This is a genomic window from Dyella sp. C11 (assembly GCF_003121485.1).
Classification (GTDB): Bacteria; Pseudomonadota; Gammaproteobacteria; order Xanthomonadales; family Rhodanobacteraceae; genus Dyella.
The window spans coordinates 128697-147309 of sequence record NZ_QAVX01000002.1 but is presented as its reverse complement, the minus strand read 5'-3'; the positions used below and the strand labels follow the sequence as shown (position 1 = coordinate 147309).

The window sequence follows — 18613 nt, the reverse complement described above, 5'->3', positions numbered from 1 at the left end:
TTTCCGTCCTGGAAAAAAGTGGGCCGCATGCGCGATCAAACGCATGCGGCCCAAGCTTAGCCGATCAACCGGTCCATGCCGGTGAATGGAGCGTCGTGAAACCTCTGGTTTTCAGCCTGCCTTGTCACCGGCTTTGTGCGCAATCCAGGCACCGATCACGGCGGAAACGTAAGGAATCGATTGCGCGGCGAGGATGAACATCCACAATGTGCCTTCGATGTAGTGCGTGCCGAAGCGCAGGCCCATGCCCACGATGCAGCCCACCAGCGCGATGGCCATGAGGAATTCCTCGCGTACCGGCGCAAACGCGGCGAAGTTGCTGCCACCCAGGCGGCGGCTCTTCGCCGTCACCACGAACGAGGTCTTTTCGCGCGTCAGGCCATGCAGGATGCCGCGTGCGATGGCGTGCGACAGGCTCATGCTGGCCAGCGACGCCATCAGCGTGTCGTACCAGCTGCAGGGCACGCGCACGCGATACAGCACGATGCCGAAGATGGCCTTGGCGAAGAAGAAGCCGATCACGGGGATCAGGAACAACTGCATCGGCAGGTTGAAGATGGTGGGGAAGGCCACCATGCCCGCGGTCCAGAAGATCGCCATCATCGTGAAGATGAGATGCAGCGCATCGGCGAACCAGCTGAACCAGCCGGTGAGGAAGTGGAAGCGCTGACCGGAACCCAGCGGGCCCTTCTTGGTCATCCAGTCCCAGCGACCCTTGAGGATCTGCATGGCACCGAACGCCCAGCGATAACGCTGGCTCTTGTATGCCTTGAAGTCGGCCGGCGTCAGGCCCTTGCCCATCAGCTCATCGACGTACACCAGCTCGTAGCCGGCGTGCATCAGGCGCAGGCCGAGTTCGGCGTCCTCGCAGATGGTCCATTCCGACCAGCCGCCGGTGCCTTCCAGCGCCGAACGACGGACCATGGTCATGGTGCCGTGCTGGATGATGGCGTTGCGCTCGTTGCGATGGTGCATGCCGATGCGGAAGAAGCCGTCGTATTCCCACGCGGTCATGCGGCGGAAGCGGTTGTGCTCGTAATCGCGATGCGCCTGCGGGCACTGCACCACGGCCACCTTCGGGTCGTGGAAGTAACCGGTGAGCGCGGCCAGCCAGTCTTCGCGCACCACGTAGTCGGCGTCGATCACGGCCACCACGTCGGCGCGTTCGTCCGTTTCCTTCAGGCCGAAATTCAGCGCACCGGCCTTGAAGCCCGGCCAGGGTTCCAGATGGAAGAAGCGGAACTTCGACCCGAGCTTTTCGCAGTATTCCTGCACCGGCTTCCAGATGGCCGGATCCTTGGTGTTGTTGTCGATCACCAGCACTTCGTAGTTCTCGTACTGAAGCGCAGCCAGCGAGTCGAGCGTGACGATGACCATCTCCGGCGGTTCGTTGTAGCAGGCCAGGTGGATGGACACGAACGGCTGCTTCTCCACCGGATCGGGCGTGAGCAGGCCGGCTTCGCGCACCCACTTGCGACGCCACAGCACCTCGGTGAATTCGAAGCCGTTGATCAGCAGGATGGCGAGAATGGCGATCTGTGCCGGGAACAGCAGCACCAGCATCGTCCAGTCGATCCAGCTCAGGTAGAAGTTGAAGGGCAGGGTGGCCGACCACGTCACCAGGCCGCAGGCCAGCTGGATCAGCGCGCAGAAGAAGAAGCGCCCCATCAGCTTGAAGCGGCTGTAGCGCGTGGCGAACCAGATCATCGGGATCAGCGCGAGCAGGCTGGCGCCCAGCGCCTTCCACGGCCACGCGGTGTCCTCGGTCACCGGGCCGGTGAACGGGAATTTCAGCTGGCGATCGGCGTTGAACATGCCCCAGTACGCTTCGGTGCGTCCCGACAGCGCTTCCTTCCACGGCTGGTCGAACGCTTCCATCACGTAGTAATCGATGTTGCGCTTCTTGGCTTCGTTGAACCACGTGCGCAGGAAGATCGCCTCGTTCGACACCGACGGGTCGGCGTACTTGAAGCGGTCGCCGTTGGACGGCCAGCCGATTTCGCCGATCACGATCTTCTTGTTGGGGAACATCTTCTGCAGGGCTTCATAGCTGCCCAGCGCATCGCTCACCGCGGGGAAGGCCTCAAGGCCCTTGCCCTGGCCCGTGACCGCAATGCCGTTCCAGTAAGGGAACAAGTGCACCGTGATGAAGTCGACGTGCTCGGCCAGCTCCGGATACTTGGCCCAGATGTGCCACGGTTCGGCGATGGTCACCGGCTGGTGGATGGCAGCGCGCACGCGGTCGGCGTACGCCATCAGCTCTTCCGGCGGAATGTCGTTGCGGAACAACACTTCGTTGCCCACGACCACGCGGTTGATCGAGTTGGGATAACGCCGCGCCTGCGCGATCAGCGTTTCGATTTCCTTCTCGTTGTTGTCCAGGCGCCGATCGATCCACGCGCCGGCCATCACCTGCAGGCCGTCCTTCTCCGCCAGGCGATACATCTGCGGGTTCTGCAGCGTGGAATAGGTGCGGATGCGCGAGGTATAGCGCTTGAGCAGCTTCAGGTCGCCGTCGATCTCGTCGTCGGACGGGAAATCGTTCTTCAGCGGGTTCTGGTAGCGCTGGAACGCGGACAGGGCGAAACCGCCAATCGGGCCATCCCAGTTTTCCGGGCCGTGCGGCAGGTTGCTCCACCACCAGAGGCCGATATTCATGGCCGCCACGATCAGGGCGAGCAGGATGGCTGCGAGCAGCGGGTGCCGGCTGTCGTGGTTGGTAGTCGATGTCGCGCTCAAAACGATCCCCGTGGCTGCCTCACACGAGGCCGAAAAGCCTGTTGAGCTTAACCAGGGAGCGCTTTTGGCTCAATCAATAGGGTCGATGATGGTCAGCGCGAGGTCAGTTGCATGTGTTGCAGCGTCTACCGGCAGGGGCCCGCCAGGCGGCAGAGCGCTGCCACCAGGGTCGCCTGACTGTGCCTGACGGTCTTGGCAAAGACATGCTTCAGATGGTTGCGTGCGGTGCCTTCGCCCATGTCAAGCAGGCGCGCGCAATCGCGCAGTTCGTGCCCGTCCGCGAGCAAGCCGGCCAAGGCCGCTTCGCGAGGGGTCAACCCGAATGCAACGGCCAGCGCCTCGCGTGGCATGGGCTGCAAATGTTCAGGAGCCGTGATGAAGATCGCGACGCCCGGCGGCGGTCCGGGTGACGGCGACAGGCGCAGCAACAGCGGCGATATGTGATGAAGGCGCCGCGGCATGCCCAGATAGCGGGTGGCGGGTGCCGAGTCGTGCGGGCTTTCCGCCAGGGCAGCCGTCAACGCCAGGGCTTGACGAAGGCGGCGTGTGTCCGTGGATGTCTCCGCCAGAAGGCCGCCAGCGCCGTTGGTGAGGCCGTCGTGCCTGGCGAGCAAATCGCGTGCGGCGCGGTTGGCGTAGCGAGGGTGGCCGTGCGCATCGGCTAGCACCACGCCGATCAGCAACTGATCGAGCAGGGATGGCAGCACGGCCGATGCGTCGGCGTCGGACAACGCCGGTACGAGGTGTTCCCCTGCGTTTGAGTGTCGTGTCGCTCGTGACATGGCGGACTTCCGCCGCAGGCCGGGTGCTTCGTCGCTGTCCGGTATGGGACAGGCGTTGAGATCGCTGGCGGCGTATGCAGGAGATTCCATCGTACTCCATCGGGTAGTGACGGCCATGGCTATCGACGAGCAACGACTCAATGCTTTCCTCGGCAAGGCGGTGACCGATCTGGGGGCCGCGATCAGTGCCACCCTGATCCAGATCGGCGACGCACTGGGCTTCTATAAAGCCCTGGCTGACGAACGACTGACGCCGGCCGAGCTGGCCGAACGCACCGGTACCCATGAGCGCTATATCCGCGAGTGGCTGGGCAACCAGGCGGCGGGCGGCTATGTGGAGTACGACGAAGCGAGCGGCCGATACGGGCTCAGCGAGGAGCAGGCGCTATGCCTGGCCGATCCGAACGGCCCGGTGGACCTGCCAGGTGCCTATGCCATCGTCGAGGCCATGTTTCACGCCAGGGAGCGCACCGAGGAGCATTTCCGCAGCGGCCAGGGCATGGAGTGGGGTGAGCATCACCCGTGCCTGTTCCACGGCACCGAGCGCTTTTTCCGCGCCGGTTACAACGCCAACCTGATCGGTGCATGGTTGCCGGCGCTGGACGGTGTCGTGGAGAAGCTGCGTCGAGGCGGCAAGGCTGCGGACGTGGGCTGCGGTCACGGCGCAAGCACCATCCTGATGGCGCAGGCGTTTTCGCAATCGCATTTCGTGGGCTACGACTATCACGCACCCTCCGTCGAGGTGGCACGCACTCGCGCCAAGGCCGTTGGTGTGGCGAATGCGTCGTTCGAGGTGGCCGATGCCACCAGTTATGACGGCAGGGATTTCGATCTCATCGCGTTCTTCGATTGCCTGCACGACATGGGTGATCCCGTCGGCGCCGCGCGACATGCCCGAGGTGCGCTCAAAAGCGACGGCAACTGCATGATCGTGGAGCCGTTCGCGGGAGACAGCGTGAAGGACAACCTCAATCCCGTCGGGCGCGTGTACTTCGCAGCATCCACGCAAATCTGCGTGCCCGTTTCACTCGCGCGCCATGGGCCCGCGCTGGGTGCACAGGCTGGTGAAGCGAAACTGCGTGACGTTGTCGTGGGCGGCGGAGGTTTTCAACGATTCCGCCGCGCCGCCGAAACGCCCTTCAATATCGTGCTTGAGGCTCGTCCCTGAGAGGGGTGCCCTCGCAGGGACGGGCTGCGTTTACTTGAGCAGCGAGCGCAACATCCAGGCGGTCTTTTCGTGCTCTTTCAGGCGCCCGGTGACGATGTCGGCGGTGCCTTCGTCGCCGCCCTCGTCGGCCACCTTGATGACCTGGCGTGCGGTGTGGGCGGCAATCTCGTGACCTTCGACCAGCTGGCCCACCATGTCCTTCCAGTCCGGCACGCCGGGCTCTTCCTTGATGGAGCTGAGCTTGCCGAACTGGCTATAGGAGCCCGGCGCAAACACGTCCAGCGTGCGGATGCGTTCGGCTACTTCATCCGCGGCCAGCCACAACTCGTTGTATTGGGTCTCGAACATCGTGTGCAGGCTGTTGAACTGCGGCCCGGTGATGTTCCAGTGGAAGCTGTGGGTCTTCAGGTACAGCGAATACGTGTCGGCCAGCAGCTTGGACAGCTGTTCGCCGATCTGTTCCCGGTCCTTCTTGGCGATACCGATGGAAATGGCCATGACGTGCTCCTTTGGAGGGGTGGGGATCGAACCTGGAGCCAGCTTAGTGAGCCCTCTTGAATCGAGGAAATGAATCCTTCCGATGCCGGTGATAGCTCGTGCCTATTGCTGGTTCGCTGGGGGTGTCATGTTCAAGCTGGCGACGTCGGGCGCGAAAATCGACCGACACGCGGCAACCCGCCGCAGCGCGAACGGGCTGGTGAGAGAGGACGCCAGCAGGGCCGGCACAGGCGCAGGGCGCTGGCAGGCTTCTCACCGGCTATCATGTGCGGTCCGATGACCTCCACTGCATCCAACGCCGCCTCCACCGACGCGCGTCTGCGTCCGCTGCGCCAGGCGCTCGACGACGTGTCCAGCCGCGACTATGGCCGTTTGCTCGGCCGGTGGCGCGAGCTGACGCGCCGCTTTGACGAAAAGAAGCTGGCCGCGCTCACCGCGGATATCGACGCCTCGCTCGCTCGGCGCAAGGCACGCGCCGACGCCAAGCCGGCGATTCGCCTCGACGAATCGCTGCCCATCACCGCGCGTGCCGACGAAATCGTCGAGCTGATCCGCAAGCACCAGGTGGTGGTGATTGCCGGCGAAACCGGCTCCGGCAAGACCACGCAGCTGCCCAAGCTGTGCCTCGCGGCCGGTCGTGGCGAGGCCGGCATGATCGGCTGTACGCAGCCGCGACGCCTGGCCGCGCGATCCGTGGCACGTCGCGTAGCGGAAGAATTGGGAACGCAGCTGGGCGACCAGGTCGGTTTCCAGGTGCGCTTCAACGACCAGGTATCCGATCGCTCGCTGATCAAGTTCATGACGGACGGCATCCTGCTTGCCGAGACGCAGGGCGATCCGTGGCTGAGCGCGTACGACACCATCATCATCGACGAGGCGCACGAGCGCAGCCTCAACATTGATTTCCTGCTCGGCTATCTGAAGCGCCTGGCGGTAAAGCGGCCATCGCTGAAGATCATCGTGACGTCCGCCACCATCGATACGGAACGCTTCGCGGAGCATTTCGATGGTGCGCCCATCGTCTCCGTGGAGGGCCGCACCTATCCGGTGGAAGTGCGCTGGCGTTCCGTTGACGAGGTCGCCGCGCGACGCAATCAGCGGGCAGGCGACCTGCAACAGGGTGGTGCGGACCATGTGGCGGCCGTGCTGGATGAAATTACGCACGACGATCCGCGCGGCGACGTGCTGATCTTCCTGCCTGGTGAGCGAGAAATCCGCGACGCGCACTTGTTGCTGTCGCGCCGCCAATACCGCGAGACCGAAGTGCTGCCGCTCTACGCGCGGTTGTCGGCCGGCGATCAGGACCGCGTGTTCAAGCCCGGCACCAAGCGCCGCGTGGTGCTCGCCACCAACGTGGCGGAAACCTCGCTGACGGTGCCGCGCATTCGTTATGTGGTGGACACGGGACAGGCGCGCGTCAAGCGTTACAGCCAGCGCAGCCAGTTGGAGCGCCTGCACGTCGAACCGATTTCCCGGGCCGCGGCCGACCAGCGCAAGGGCCGCTGCGGTCGCGTGGGACCGGGCATCTGCTATCGGCTGTACGACGAAGCCGACTACGAAAGCCGCGCCGCGTATACCGATCCGGAGCTGCTGCGCTCGTCGCTGGCCAACGTCATCCTGCGCATGCTGTCGCTGCAGCTGGGTGAGGTGGAGGACTTCCCGTTCCTGGAAGCGCCCGACCCGCGCGTCGTGGCGGATGGCTATCGCCGGCTCGCCGAAATTTCCGCGATCGACGACGCGCGCCGCCTGACGGCCATTGGCCGCACTGTCGCCAGGTTGCCCATCGACGTGCAGCTGGCGCGCATGCTGGTCGAAGCACAGCAGTTGCACAGCCTGCGCGAACTGATGGCCATCGTGTCGTTCCTCAGCATCCAGGACCCTCGCGAACGTCCGGCCGATGCACGGCAACAGGCCGATGCGGCGCATGCGGCGTTTGCCGATCCAAAATCCGATTTCGTGGGTGTGCTCAATCTGTGGCGCGAGTACGGCAAGGCGCACGAGGAACTCACGCAATCGAAGTTGCGCGACTGGTGCTCGCGGCACTTCCTGAGCTTCATGCGCATGCGCGAATGGCGCGAGCTGCATCGGCAGTTGCTGCTGGTGGTGCAGGAGCTTGGCTGGACCTTGGACTCTCCCTCTTCCCTCCGGGGAGAGGGGCGGGGTGAGGGGCGAGCCTCGCGGGGCGCTTCGCAAGCCAAGGTCGTGGCTGTTGAAAAGAACTCGGGTAGGCGGGGTTCCCGCGAGCACCCACCCCTCACCCCAGCCCTCTCCCCGGAGGGGAGAGGGAGTGACGGCGACGAGGCGGCGAAGCAATACGAAGCCATCCATCGCAGTCTGCTGACGGGCTTGCCCACGCAGGTCGGCCACAAGGACGAGAAGGGCGTCTATCGCAGCACACGCGAACGCCGCTTCCAGGTGTTCCCTGGTTCGGCGCTATCCAAAGTCCCACCCAACTGGATCTTCGCCGCGCAGATCCTCGACGTGGGTGGTCGCGTGTGGGGCATGATGTGCGCCCGCATCGAGCCAGTGTGGATCGAGCAGCAGGCGGCGCATCTGTTGCGCTCGTCGTGCCGCGATGCGCACTGGTCGCGCAAGCGCGGTCACGTGGTCGCTTACGAGCAGGTAAGTCTGTTCGGGCTGACGCTGGTCGAGCGTCGCCCGGTGACGTTCCAGAAACAGGACCCGGCGCTGGCGCATCAGATCTTCCTGCGCGAGGCGCTGGCGCGCGGCGACATCGACGCGCGAGCCGACTTCGTGCGCGCCAACCTGCGCGTGCTCGAAGACGCACGCGGCATCGAAGCCAAGCAGCGCCGGGAAGGCCTGCTGCGCAGCGAAGACGAACTCGTCGGCTTCTTCGAAGGCAAGCTGCCGCAGGACATCGCCGATAGCCGCGCGCTGGATGCGTGGTATCGCAAGGCGCGTCCGGCGGAACAGGCCGCGCTGCGCTGGTCGCTTGACGATGTGATGAGCGGTGGTGCTGGGCTGGACCCCAAGGCGTTCCCGGCGTCGCTCGATGTTCCACCGATGACCATGGATGGTCGAGTGCCGCGAGCGCAGGATGCGCAGGAGCGGCCCCAGAAATACCGCCTGGAATATCGCTTCGTGCCAGGCGACGACGCAGACGGCGTGACATTGCACCTGCCGCTGGCCATGCTCAATGCGCTGCCTGCCGCACGTTGCGAATGGCTGGTGCCCGGCTTGCTGGCCGAGAAAGTGGCGGAATTGATTCGTGGCTTGCCGAAGGCGCTGCGTCGCAACTTCGTGCCCGCGCCGGATTTTGCACGTGCGTTCGTGGAAGCGGAGGCGCCACGCGATGAATCGCTGACGAAGGCGCTGGCAACTTTCCTCAAGCGCGCGACCGGCGTGGACATCGCTGCTGCCGAATTCGATACGGTGGAACTGCCTGCGCATTTCCGCATGCGTTATCGCCTTCACGACGAAAACGGCAAGACCCTGGCGACGGGTCGCGACCTGGCCGTCATCCGCGCGCAGTGGGAAGGGCAGGCGCGCGAGGCGTTCTCGCGCAAGACGGACATCGAGCTCACGCGCGAGAACGTCGCCAGCTGGGATTTCGAGGAAATCCCGGCGCAGGTGCGCTCAGCGGGTGGTTTGCTCGCCTTCCCGGCACTCGTCGACCTGGGTGATGCCGTCGCGTTGCGCGTGTTCGAGCGCAGCGACGAGGCGCGCGAAGCGCATGTGCAGGGCGTGATTCGCCTGCTGCGCAATGCGTTGGCCAGTGACATGAAACAGGCGCGTCGTCGCCTGCCCGTCGGCAACCCGCTGGCGCTGAAGTACGCGCCGCTGGGTGGCGTGGATGGCCTGCGCGAGGATCTGGTGGAAGGCGGCTTCCAGGACCTGCTGGCTCGCTACGCGCTGGATGTACGCACCGCGGGCAAGTTCGAAGCGCTGCACACGCAGGCGGCGCGCGAACTGTTCGGCGCGGCCGTGGAACGGTTGAAGCTGGCCGAGCCGATCATCGAAGCGCAGGCCGATCTGAAGTCGTGGCTGCAACCGCCACTGATGGGTTTTGCACGCGCCAGCTACGACGACCTGCGCGAACAATTCGACGCGCTGCTCACGCCGGGTTTCCTGCGCGAGCTGCCGACGTCACGCCTTGCGCACTATCCGCGTTATCTCAAGGCCATGCGCCTGCGCGCCGAGCGTTTGCGGCAGGACCCGGCAAAGGACCAGCAGCGCCTGTTGCAGGTGTTGCCGTTCTGGCGCGACTACCTCAAGCATCGCGCCGCCGGCACGCAGGGGCTCGACGAGTTGCGCTGGTTGATCGAGGAATGGCGCGTATCGCTGTTCGCGCAGGAATTGAAGACGCCGGAGCCGGTCTCGGCGAAGCGGCTGATGCGCGCGCTGGAAAACCTGGCCTGACCCGAAAGCATTGTGGGAGCGCAGCCTGTGCGCGACTGGCAGGCATGGACACGCCAATCGCGCACAGGCTGCGCTCCCACAAAGAGAAGGCTTACTTCACGCGCGTGAGCGGCGCCGTGTCGTTGCAACCGTTCACGTCGGCCAACCAGTTGCCCATCAGCGACCGGCGAATGGTGATCTTCGGGTTCTGGCTGGTCATGCACGACAGCTTGGTGCTGTCCACTTGCTGCCACACCTGACCGTTGTCGAGCGTCAACTGGGTGTGGCCGGAGAACCCGCTGAAACCACCCTGCACGTGCGCCTGGATCGGGCCCGCCTTTTCACTGCTGGGATAGAACACGGGCTTGCCTTCCTGGTCGACCGTCTTGGTCACCACCTTGCCGTGACCACTCAGCCAGGTATCGAGGGTCTTCAGTTCATCCGGGGAAAGCTTGTCCAGGCCCGCGGCCTTGAACTCTTCCGGCGTCATGCGCTGCTGCAGCGGCACGTATTGATCGGCAGCAAGGGAAACCATCGGGACAACAAGGGCAGCACTGAACAGCAAGGGCAGCAGGCGAGCCAGACGCATGGGGTCATCCTCATCGGGAGCAAGGGAAAGCGTTGCCGGCGCAGCATACACGGCATGAACCGCGCGTTCATGCGTGGCTAGGGTGCCCCCCGGGTGCACTAGAATAGCTGCATGGTTCAAGCCGCCCTCCATGCAAGCTCGGGACTCGCCGAGTGGCGCGAACGCGCCGGCAGCGTGCCGCCCGTGCTGGGCGAGGCGCTGGATACGTGCGCACTGCTGCCCATGAACCAGGCCGAATGCGTGGACGTGCTGGAGCTGCTGGCCATGCTCGGCTGCGACACGCAAACCCAGGCAGCTGCCTTGTGGTTCGAAGTGTCGCGCATCGATCCTGCGCTGTGGGCCCTGCGCGAACCCCATCTGCCGCAGGAGTTGCAGCGTCTGGTCGGCGGCCAGGTGGCTGCCGAACGCGTGTGGGCCCTGCATGCGCAGCATGGCGCCGACCACGGCGCCGAAGGCCTCCGACGCCTGTTGCTGGCGATCATTCGCGACTTGCGCGTGGTGTTCATCCTGCTGGCGCGGCAGCTGGCGCGCATGCGTGCGGCCAGTGGCCTGCCCGACGACGAGCGGCAACCGCTCGCACGCCTGACGCGAGACATCCACGCGCCGCTCGCCAACCGGCTCGGCATCTGGCAGTTGAAGTGGGAGCTGGAGGATCTCAGTTTCCGCTACCTGCAGCCGGATACGTACAAGCGCATCGCACGCCTGCTCGACGAGCGACGTGTGGATCGCGAGGACTTCATCCGCGAATCGCTGACCACCTTGCAGGGTTCGCTGGAAGCCGCCGGCATCCGTGCAGAGCTGGCCGGACGTCCAAAGCATATTTATTCGATCTGGAAGAAGATGCAGCGCAAGGCGCTGGAGTTCTCCGATCTCTACGACATACGCGCCATTCGCGTGCTGGTCGATTCCATCGCCGACTGCTATGGCGCGCTGGGCGTGGTGCATGCCCTTTGGCCGCACCTGCCGGGCGAGTTCGACGATTACATCGCACGCCCGAAGGGCAACGACTATCGCTCGCTGCACACGGCGGTGATCGGGCCGCGCGGCAAGACGCTGGAAGTGCAGATACGCACGCACGAGATGCATCGCATCAACGAGCTGGGCGTGGCCGCGCACTGGCGTTACAAGGAAGGCGGCACCGGCGACAGCGAATTCGAGGCCAAGATCGCCTGGATGCGCCGCCTGCTGGAACCGCGTCCGGAAAGCGAAGGCGATCTTGCCGCGGAACTGCACACCGAACTGCTGGAAGACCGCGTCTACGTGCTCACGCCCAAGGGCGAAGTGGTGGACCTGCCGCGTGGCGCGACGGTGCTCGACTTCGCCTACCACGTGCACACCGAAGTGGGTCATCGCTGCCGTGGCGCGAAGGTCAATGGGCGCATTGTGCCGCTGACGTTCCAGCCGACCAGTGGCGACCGCATCGAGGTGCTCACGGCCAAGGTGGCCGAGCCGAGTCGTGACTGGCTCTCCACGCATCACGGCTATCTGCATACCTCGCGTGCGAAGGAAAAGGTACGCACGTGGTTCCGCCGCATTGCGCACGACGCCAATCTCGCCGCGGGTCGCACCATCTTCGAAAAGGAGATCAAGCGCCTTGCACTGCCGGCCGCGGACATCAGCAAGCTGCCTGCGCATTTCCATCTGAAGACGCATGACGAATTGCTTGTCGCGTTGGCGCTGGGCGAAGTCGCGCCGGGCCAGATTTCGCGAGCGTTGCAGGAAGCTGCCGCGCCGCCCATGCCGCCCGTGCCTTCCACCGCCAGCCAGGCACGCCAGGCGCTGCGCGATCAGAGTGCGCTCAGCATCGAAGGCATTGGCAACCTGCTCACCACGCTGGCCCGCTGCTGCCAGCCCTTGCCGGGCGATCCCGTGCGTGGCTTCGTGACGCGTGGACGTGGCGTCTCGGTGCATCGTGCCGATTGCCCCAGCCTGGCGCGGCTGGCCCGCCGCGATCCGGATCGCGTGATCGACGTGGAGTGGGGCAAGGCCGCATCGCAGGCTTATGAAGTGGATATCGAACTGCGCGGCTACGATCGCAAGGGCCTGCAGAAGGACGTCACCAGCCTGATCAGCAACATGGGCACCCACATCATCGCCTCGTCCAGCCGTGTGTTTGCGCAAACCGGCGAGGTGGAGATGCGTTTCACCCTTCGTGTACGTGACTTCGAACAGCTCTCAGGCCTGCTCGGCCGACTGGTGGCGCTGCCCAATGTGGTGGACGCGCGCCGCGTCAGCGGTGCCTGAACGCCGCGCGTTACCGCCTGAGTGGCCCGCCAGCGCAATGTTAAGCTGCGGCTGTTCAATCCCCACCCACGTGAACCCATGAACGGACGCAAAGACCAGCACGACCACGGGTCGCCCGGACGCACCGAGCCCACTCTTGGCAACCTCGACAACCTGGACGGACCTGCGCCCAAGTCCCAGGCGGACGACGGCCTGCCCAAGTTCACGCAGGATGCCGACCTGCGCCGCGGCGGTGGTTCGCCCCGGCCGCCGGTTCGCCGACCCAAGCGTCGCGGATGGCTGGTGCCGGTGGTTCTGCTGATCGTGATTGGCGTCGGCACGTCGCTGTGGATCGGGCAGGACAAGTTGCGCGGCCTCGTGCCGAACACCGAACTCGACGGCATCCTGGGGCGTGCGGAAACCGCACTTCAGCAAGGTCCCCTGGACGGCAACGACGGCACCAGTGCGCGTGAACTGTTCGAGGCCGCGCGCGCCTTGCAGCCGGACAACGACCGCGCGCGCGATGGCTTGCGCAATGTGGGGCAGGCGGAAATCGCCCAGGCCGATGCCGCGCTGCAGGCCGGCAAGCTCGACGAGGCGGACCAGGCGCTTGTTTCCGCGCGTGAACTGCTGGGTGGTGGCAGCGATGTGGATCGCCTGACCCAGGCGATCGCCGCCGCACGCAGCCATGGCGTGCCCACCGACAGCCTGGTCGAACAGGCGCAACAGGCCTTCGACGCCGGCAAGCTGGATGGCGACGACGGCGCCGGTCCGCTGTATCGCCGCGTGCTTACCGCCGATCCCAACAACGCCGTCGCCAAGCATGGCCTGGACAAGGTTGGCGATGCCATGGCCGTGCAAGTGCACAAGGCGCTGGATGCAGGCGACCGCACCACGGCGTCGACGCTGGTCGACCATCTCGCCGTGCTGCTTCCCAACTACGCCGAACTGCCTGAACTGCGCGCGGCCCTGGTGCAGGTGGGACAGCAGGACAACGGTGCGCTCACCGACGCCATCAAGCAGGGCCAGGACGCACTGCGCGATGGCCGCATCGTCGGTGATGGCAACGACACCGCGCTGGCACACTTCAAGGCGGCGCTGGCCATCGATCCGGATAATGCCGATGCGAAGGCTGGCCTGGGACAGGTGGCACAGGCCCTGATCGTGCAGGCGAACGCGGCGATCGATCACGGCGACAGCGCACATGCACGCCAGTTGCTTGACCAGGCAACCGCCATTGCGCCGCATTCGGCCGATCTCGCCGCGGCACGTGGCCGCCTTGGTGAGGGCCGTCGCTCAAATGCTTCGCAGGTGGCCAATGACGTCGCCGGCGATGTGGCCGCCGACAACGGCGACAACCTTCAGCATCCGCCGATGACGCCGCAGCAGAGCGCCGAGCTGGCGCGCATCGTGCAGCGTGCAGATGCGGCTGCCAGTCGCGGCAACCTGATGCTGCCGCCCGGCGACAGCGCGTACGACCTCTATCGTCAGGCCTTGGCGATGGATGGCAACAACGACGCGGCGCGACGCGGGCTGGAAGCCTTGCCGGGTCTCGCCCTGAACCAGTTCAACCAGGCGCTGTCCAGTGGCAACCTGCCTGCGGCGGGCAATCGCCTTGCGGATCTGTCGGACCTTTCGCCCGGCAACACGAACCAGGGTGAACTGCGACTGCGCCTTGCCGGTGCGTGGATGGACCAGGCCGAGCAGGAGTTGCAGAACGGCGATCGCGCCAGCGCGGCGCAGGCGCTGGACAGCGCGCGCAAGCTGGCGCCGAACAATCCGCGCCTGGCCAGCCTGATGGCACGCCTGCAATCGGGCGGCTGAGGACAACGGCATGTCCATCGTCGTGTTCGGGGCCAGCAGTCAGATTGGCCACTTCCTGCTGCCGCGTCTTCGTGCGCGTGGTGAATCGGTGCTGGCGCTGAGCCGCAAGCCGCGTCCCGCGCAGGCCGGCGTGGCCTGGTTGCAGGGCGAGTTGCCGGGGGAGGTACCTGACGTGGGGCAGCCCTCGGCGGTGATCAGCTTCGGCCCGTTGAAGACGTTCGCCGAGTGGCTGGCTTCTACACGTTTGCCTTCGTCAACGCGTGTCATCGCCACCAGTTCGATGAGCGCCGAATCGAAGCAGGCGTCGGATGTACCTGCCGAGCGTGCGCTTTCGCAGATGTTGCGCGATGGCGAAAGCGCCGTCGCCGCCGCCTGTGACGCCAAAAACATGCCGTGGACCATTTTTCGGCCCACCATCATCTACGGTGCCGGTATCGACAAAAGCCTGACGCCCATCGCGCAGCGGGCCAGTCGCTTGCACGTGTTTCCGCTGCCGGCGGGGCGTGGTCTGCGCCAGCCCGTGCATGCCGACGACATCGCGGCGGCGGTGGTGGCGGCGATGGACCAGCCGGCCTCGGCGGGCCGCATTCTTCCATTGGGTGGCGGAGAACGACTCACCGCAGGTGAGATGTTTGCCCGCGTGCGCGAAAGCCTCACCACTCCCACCTTGCCCGTGCCCATTCCCGCGGCGTTGCTGCGGTTCGGGCGCACGGCGGTGCCTCGCCTGCGCGGACCGTTGACCCGCCTGGAAGCGGATCTGGTGGCCGACAACGACGAACTGCGCCGCCTGCTGGGCGTGTCGCCCCGTCCGTTCCGGCCCGACGCAGCCTGCTGGGTGCCGCAACCGCCGCTCTGAGCGGCGTTTCCGTCAGAGGGCCCCGGGCGTGCCTCATCCACGCCCGATCCGCGCCACAAGCGCCGGCCTGCGTTCAGATGCCCGCTGGGAAGCAGGCCCTATGATCCCCGAGCCTTCCTGTTCAGGATTCCGCCTACTTGGACTTCATGACCCGTCTTCGCACGATCTTCAGCGCCGTCTGGCCCTGGATCCGCATTCCGTTCTGGGTCTGCATGGGACTGCTGTTCGGCTTTGTGCTGCCGTACACGATGGTGCTGAACAAGCGCGTGCAGGATCGCTTCAACGATCTGGTGTTCGCCGTGCCCACGCGCATCTACGCGCGACCGCTGGCCTTGTCGGCCGGCACGCCCATGACGCCGAACGCGCTGGAACTGGAGCTGACCTTCGCGGGCTACAGCAACGATGGCCGCGCCGACGTGGCGGGCACCTGGGCGAAGGAAGGCAGCACCTACACCATAGCCTCGCGCGGCTATGCCGGTCCGGATGGTGGTGAACTGCCCAAGCGCATCCGTGTTGCGCTGGGCAAGGGCCAGGTCGCGAATGTGAAGGATGCGGTCAGCGGCAAGCCCATCGACACCACGCATCTGGACCCGGCGCGTATTGCCACCGTGTACGGATCGCAGCAGGAAGAGCGCCGTATCGTGCGCCTTACCGACGTGCCGCCGTTGCTGTTGAACGGATTGCAGGCGGTGGAAGACCGCGACTTCAAGCATCACTTCGGCATCGACCTCACGGCCATTGCGCGCGCCTCGTTCGCCAACCTGCGCGCGGGTCATACGGTGCAGGGCGGCTCCACGCTCACGCAGCAGCTGGTGCGCAACCTGTTCCTCGATCGTGAGCAGAACTTCAGCCGCAAGTTCAACGAAGCGCTGATGTCCATCCTCATCGAAGCGCACTACGACAAGAGCCGCATTCTCGAGGCCTATGTCAACGAAGTGTTCCTCGGCCAGCAGGGCAGTCAGGCCGTACACGGTTTTGCCGCCGCGTCGGAGTTCTATTTCGGCCGCCGCATGGAAGACCTCAAGCCGCAGGAGATGGCGCTGCTGATCGGCATGGTGAAGGGTCCGAGTTACTACGACCCGCGCCGTTACCCGGATCGCGCGATGTCGCGCCGCAACCTGGTGCTCGACCAGTTCGTGGAAACGGGTTTGATCAGCGCCGATGAAGCGAAGGGATACAAGGCCACGCCGCTGGGCATCGTCACCAACGGCCAGCTGCCGCACAACCGCTTCCCGGCCTTCATGGACCTGGTGCGCGTGCAGATCACCAACGACTTCGACGACGACACGCTTTCCAACGGAAACCTGAGCATCTTCACCACGCTCGATCCGGCAGCGCAGGTGTACGCCGAGCAGGCGATCACCACCACCATGAACGGCCTGGGCAAGCGCGGTGATGCCGCGCAGGCGGCCGCAGTGATCACGGAAGCGCAGACCGGTGCGGTGCTTGCCATCGTGGGCAGCAAGGTGCCGGGTGACCAGGGCTTCAATCGCGCGCTGGATGCGCGTCGCCAGATCGGTTCGCTGGTGAAGCCGCTGGTGTACCTGGTGGCACTGACGAATCCGGAACGCTGGAACCTTGCCAGCCCGGTGGAAGATTCGCCGATCAGCCTGCGCCAGCCCGATGGCAGCTTCTGGACGCCCAAGAACGACGAGGGCGACGTGCACGGTTCGGTGCCGATGGTGGATGCGCTGGTGCATTCATGGAACCTCGCCACCATCAACCTCGGCATGAACGTGGGCGTGTCGCGCATCAAGGCGTTCCTGGAATCGTTCGGCCTCACCAACGTGAACCCAAGTCCGTCGCTGCTGATCGGTGCCGTGGACATGTCGCCGCTGCAGGCCACGCAGCTTTACCAGTACATCGCCGCGGATGGTCATGCGCTGCCCCTGCTGGCGGTGCGTGGCGTGGTGGATGCGCGCGGTCAGACCGTCAAGCGCTACGAGGTGAAAACCGGTGGCGGCGAATACCAGCCCGCCGTGCGCCTGGTGACGTGGGCCATGCAGCAGGTGACGCGCTCGGGCACGGCGGCGTCCATCGGCAACTCCGGCCTCGCGTACCTCAATGCCGCCGGCAAGACCGGCACCAGCAACGACATGCGCGACAGCTGGTTTGCCGGTTTCACCGGTGAACATCTCGCGGTGTTCTGGATGGGCCGCGACGACAACAAGCCCAGCGGCCTCTATGGCGCCACGGGCAGCCTGCGTGCGTGGCAGGAGCTGTTCAAGAAGCTGCCCACGCGTCCGCTTTCGGCAACGCCGGGCGAAGGCCTGGAGATGGCCTGGATCAATACATCCGATGGCAAGCGTTCGGAAGAGGGCTGCGAAGGAGCGCGGCAGGTGCCGGTGGTCGCCGGTACACTGTCACAGGATGCCGAGGGCTGCTTCTGGCAGCACGTCGGTAATTTCTTCAGCGGCGGTGACGCGTCCCCCGCGTCGTCCTCCACCGCCCCCAGCCGGGATTGATCATGCTTCGTCGCGCCCTTCGTTATTCCGCCGCTCCCTTGTCGCTCGCCGTGATGCTGGCTGCCTGCACCCAGCCGCCGGCACCCGTGCAGGCGACGCGCCCCACGGTGTCCGATGACCAGATGGTGTCGTCCATCCATGCGGCGGGTGACAAGGAAAAGTCGGTGATCGACGTGAATCCCTTGCGCGACCCCGGCGTGGCTGCGCTGCAGGATGCTGCAGAAGGTGATCTGCGCGTGGGCAAGTACAACGACGCGGCGGTCAAGCTGGATCAGGCGCTGAAGATCAGCCCTGATTCGCCGGATCTGTTGCAGGACCGCGCCGAAGTGGCCATTCGCCTGAAGGATTACGCCAGCGCCGAGAAGCTCGCGCATCGCTCATGGGAGCTGGGCCCGCGCCTGGGGCCGCTGTGCGCGCGCAACTGGCAGACCATTGCCGAACTGCGCCGCCATGCCGGTGACGATGCCGGCGCGGCCGACGCCACCAAGAGCGTGGCGCAGTGCCACGTGGAAGGCATGCAGCGCTACTGACCACGGCTTTTTGTAGGAGCGCACTTGTGCGCGACCGGAGGGTGAGGTCAAGCCTCAATTCCAAGAATGCGACCATCTCTCGGGCGCTGTTCGGGAGAAACGGTGGATCGAGACGAAGGCGCGCACCGGGTCGCGCACAAGTGCGCTCCTACAGTGGTAAGGCGGCTTGCCTCAGCGCCGCCGCTCTTCCATCAACCCCACCAGGTTGCCATCCGGATCGCGCAGGAACGCCAGCCACAGCGTGTGGTCGGAAAGCTCGGCCGTCGCCTGCGGTTCCCGCTCGCCCACCGCACCGTGATCCAGCAGCGAGCGGAACACGGTTTCGATGTCCGCCACCTTGAAGTAGATGATGGAATTGCCGCCCACGCTGCCGTGGCCTTGCGGTGTGGACAGCATCAGCCGCACGCCGCCGGCGTCGAGAAACGCCAGGTTGGTTGCCGGACGGAACAGAAAGGGCAGTTCCAGAATGTCGCGATAGAACGACAGCGCGGCGTCGACATCGCTGACGGTGACGGCGACCTGGCCGATGCCGGTGATCCGTGAAGACATGGCAAGACTCCAGCGGTGGAATAGCCGGAGT

The 18613-nt window shown here is 65.3% G+C and carries 12 protein-coding genes; 7 read left to right on the top strand and 5 right to left on the bottom strand.

Annotated elements, in window-relative coordinates:
• Positions 1–111 precede the first annotated feature (111 nt).
• Positions 112–2739 carry a glycosyltransferase family 2 protein gene (locus tag DK366_RS03095; RefSeq protein ID WP_109124057.1) on the bottom strand — a complete coding sequence of 876 codons (2628 nt, stop codon included), beginning with the start codon at positions 2737–2739 and terminating at the stop codon, positions 112–114.
• A gap of 125 nt (positions 2740–2864) precedes the next feature.
• A complete protein-coding gene (locus DK366_RS03090; protein ID WP_157956434.1) occupies positions 2865–3611 on the bottom strand; it encodes a helix-turn-helix transcriptional regulator in 747 nt (248 codons plus the stop codon).
• 25 nt (positions 3612–3636) lie between these two features.
• On the opposite strand from DK366_RS03090, the gene DK366_RS03085 reads away from it, so the two are divergent.
• Entirely contained in the window at positions 3637–4689 is a 1053-nt protein-coding gene (locus DK366_RS03085; RefSeq protein ID WP_109124055.1) for a class I SAM-dependent methyltransferase, read from the top strand.
• Between the two features lie 30 nt (positions 4690–4719).
• Here DK366_RS03085 and DK366_RS03080 read toward each other — a convergent pair whose 3' ends face one another.
• Positions 4720–5187 carry a Dps family protein gene (locus tag DK366_RS03080; protein ID WP_109124054.1) on the bottom strand — a complete coding sequence of 156 codons (468 nt, stop codon included), beginning with the start codon at positions 5185–5187 and terminating at the stop codon, positions 4720–4722.
• A gap of 276 nt (positions 5188–5463) precedes the next feature.
• Here DK366_RS03080 and hrpA point away from each other — a divergent pair, with 276 nt between their 5' ends.
• Positions 5464–9567: an ATP-dependent RNA helicase HrpA gene (gene hrpA / locus DK366_RS03075; protein WP_109124053.1), complete on the top strand. Its 4104-nt coding sequence runs from the start codon at positions 5464–5466 to the stop codon at positions 9565–9567.
• 91 nt (positions 9568–9658) lie between these two features.
• Here hrpA and DK366_RS03070 read toward each other — a convergent pair whose 3' ends face one another.
• Positions 9659–10135, bottom strand: a complete 477-nt coding sequence (locus tag DK366_RS03070; protein WP_109124052.1) for a hypothetical protein — start codon at positions 10133–10135, stop codon at positions 9659–9661.
• A 111-nt stretch (positions 10136–10246) separates the two neighbouring features.
• Here DK366_RS03070 and DK366_RS03065 point away from each other — a divergent pair, with 111 nt between their 5' ends.
• From DK366_RS03065 to DK366_RS03045, 5 genes are all read left to right on the top strand, one after another.
• Positions 10247–12379, top strand: a complete 2133-nt coding sequence (locus DK366_RS03065) for a bifunctional (p)ppGpp synthetase/guanosine-3',5'-bis(diphosphate) 3'-pyrophosphohydrolase (protein ID WP_109124051.1) — start codon at positions 10247–10249, stop codon at positions 12377–12379.
• A gap of 78 nt (positions 12380–12457) precedes the next feature.
• Positions 12458–14182: a hypothetical protein gene (locus DK366_RS03060; protein WP_109124050.1), complete on the top strand. Its 1725-nt coding sequence runs from the start codon at positions 12458–12460 to the stop codon at positions 14180–14182.
• Between the two features lie 10 nt (positions 14183–14192).
• Positions 14193–15038: an NAD-dependent epimerase/dehydratase family protein gene (locus tag DK366_RS03055; protein WP_109124049.1), complete on the top strand. Its 846-nt coding sequence runs from the start codon at positions 14193–14195 to the stop codon at positions 15036–15038.
• A 146-nt stretch (positions 15039–15184) separates the two neighbouring features.
• Positions 15185–17503: a penicillin-binding protein 1B gene (mrcB, locus tag DK366_RS03050; RefSeq protein ID WP_109124264.1), complete on the top strand. Its 2319-nt coding sequence runs from the start codon at positions 15185–15187 to the stop codon at positions 17501–17503.
• Between the two features lie 2 nt (positions 17504–17505).
• A complete protein-coding gene (locus tag DK366_RS03045; protein WP_109124048.1) occupies positions 17506–18033 on the top strand; it encodes a tetratricopeptide repeat protein in 528 nt (175 codons plus the stop codon).
• Between the two features lie 171 nt (positions 18034–18204).
• Here DK366_RS03045 and DK366_RS03040 read toward each other — a convergent pair whose 3' ends face one another.
• The gene (locus tag DK366_RS03040) at positions 18205–18582 is read right to left on the bottom strand and encodes a VOC family protein (protein WP_109124047.1); all 378 of its coding nucleotides are present in this window, start codon (positions 18580–18582) and stop codon (positions 18205–18207) included.
• Positions 18583–18613 lie beyond the last annotated feature (31 nt).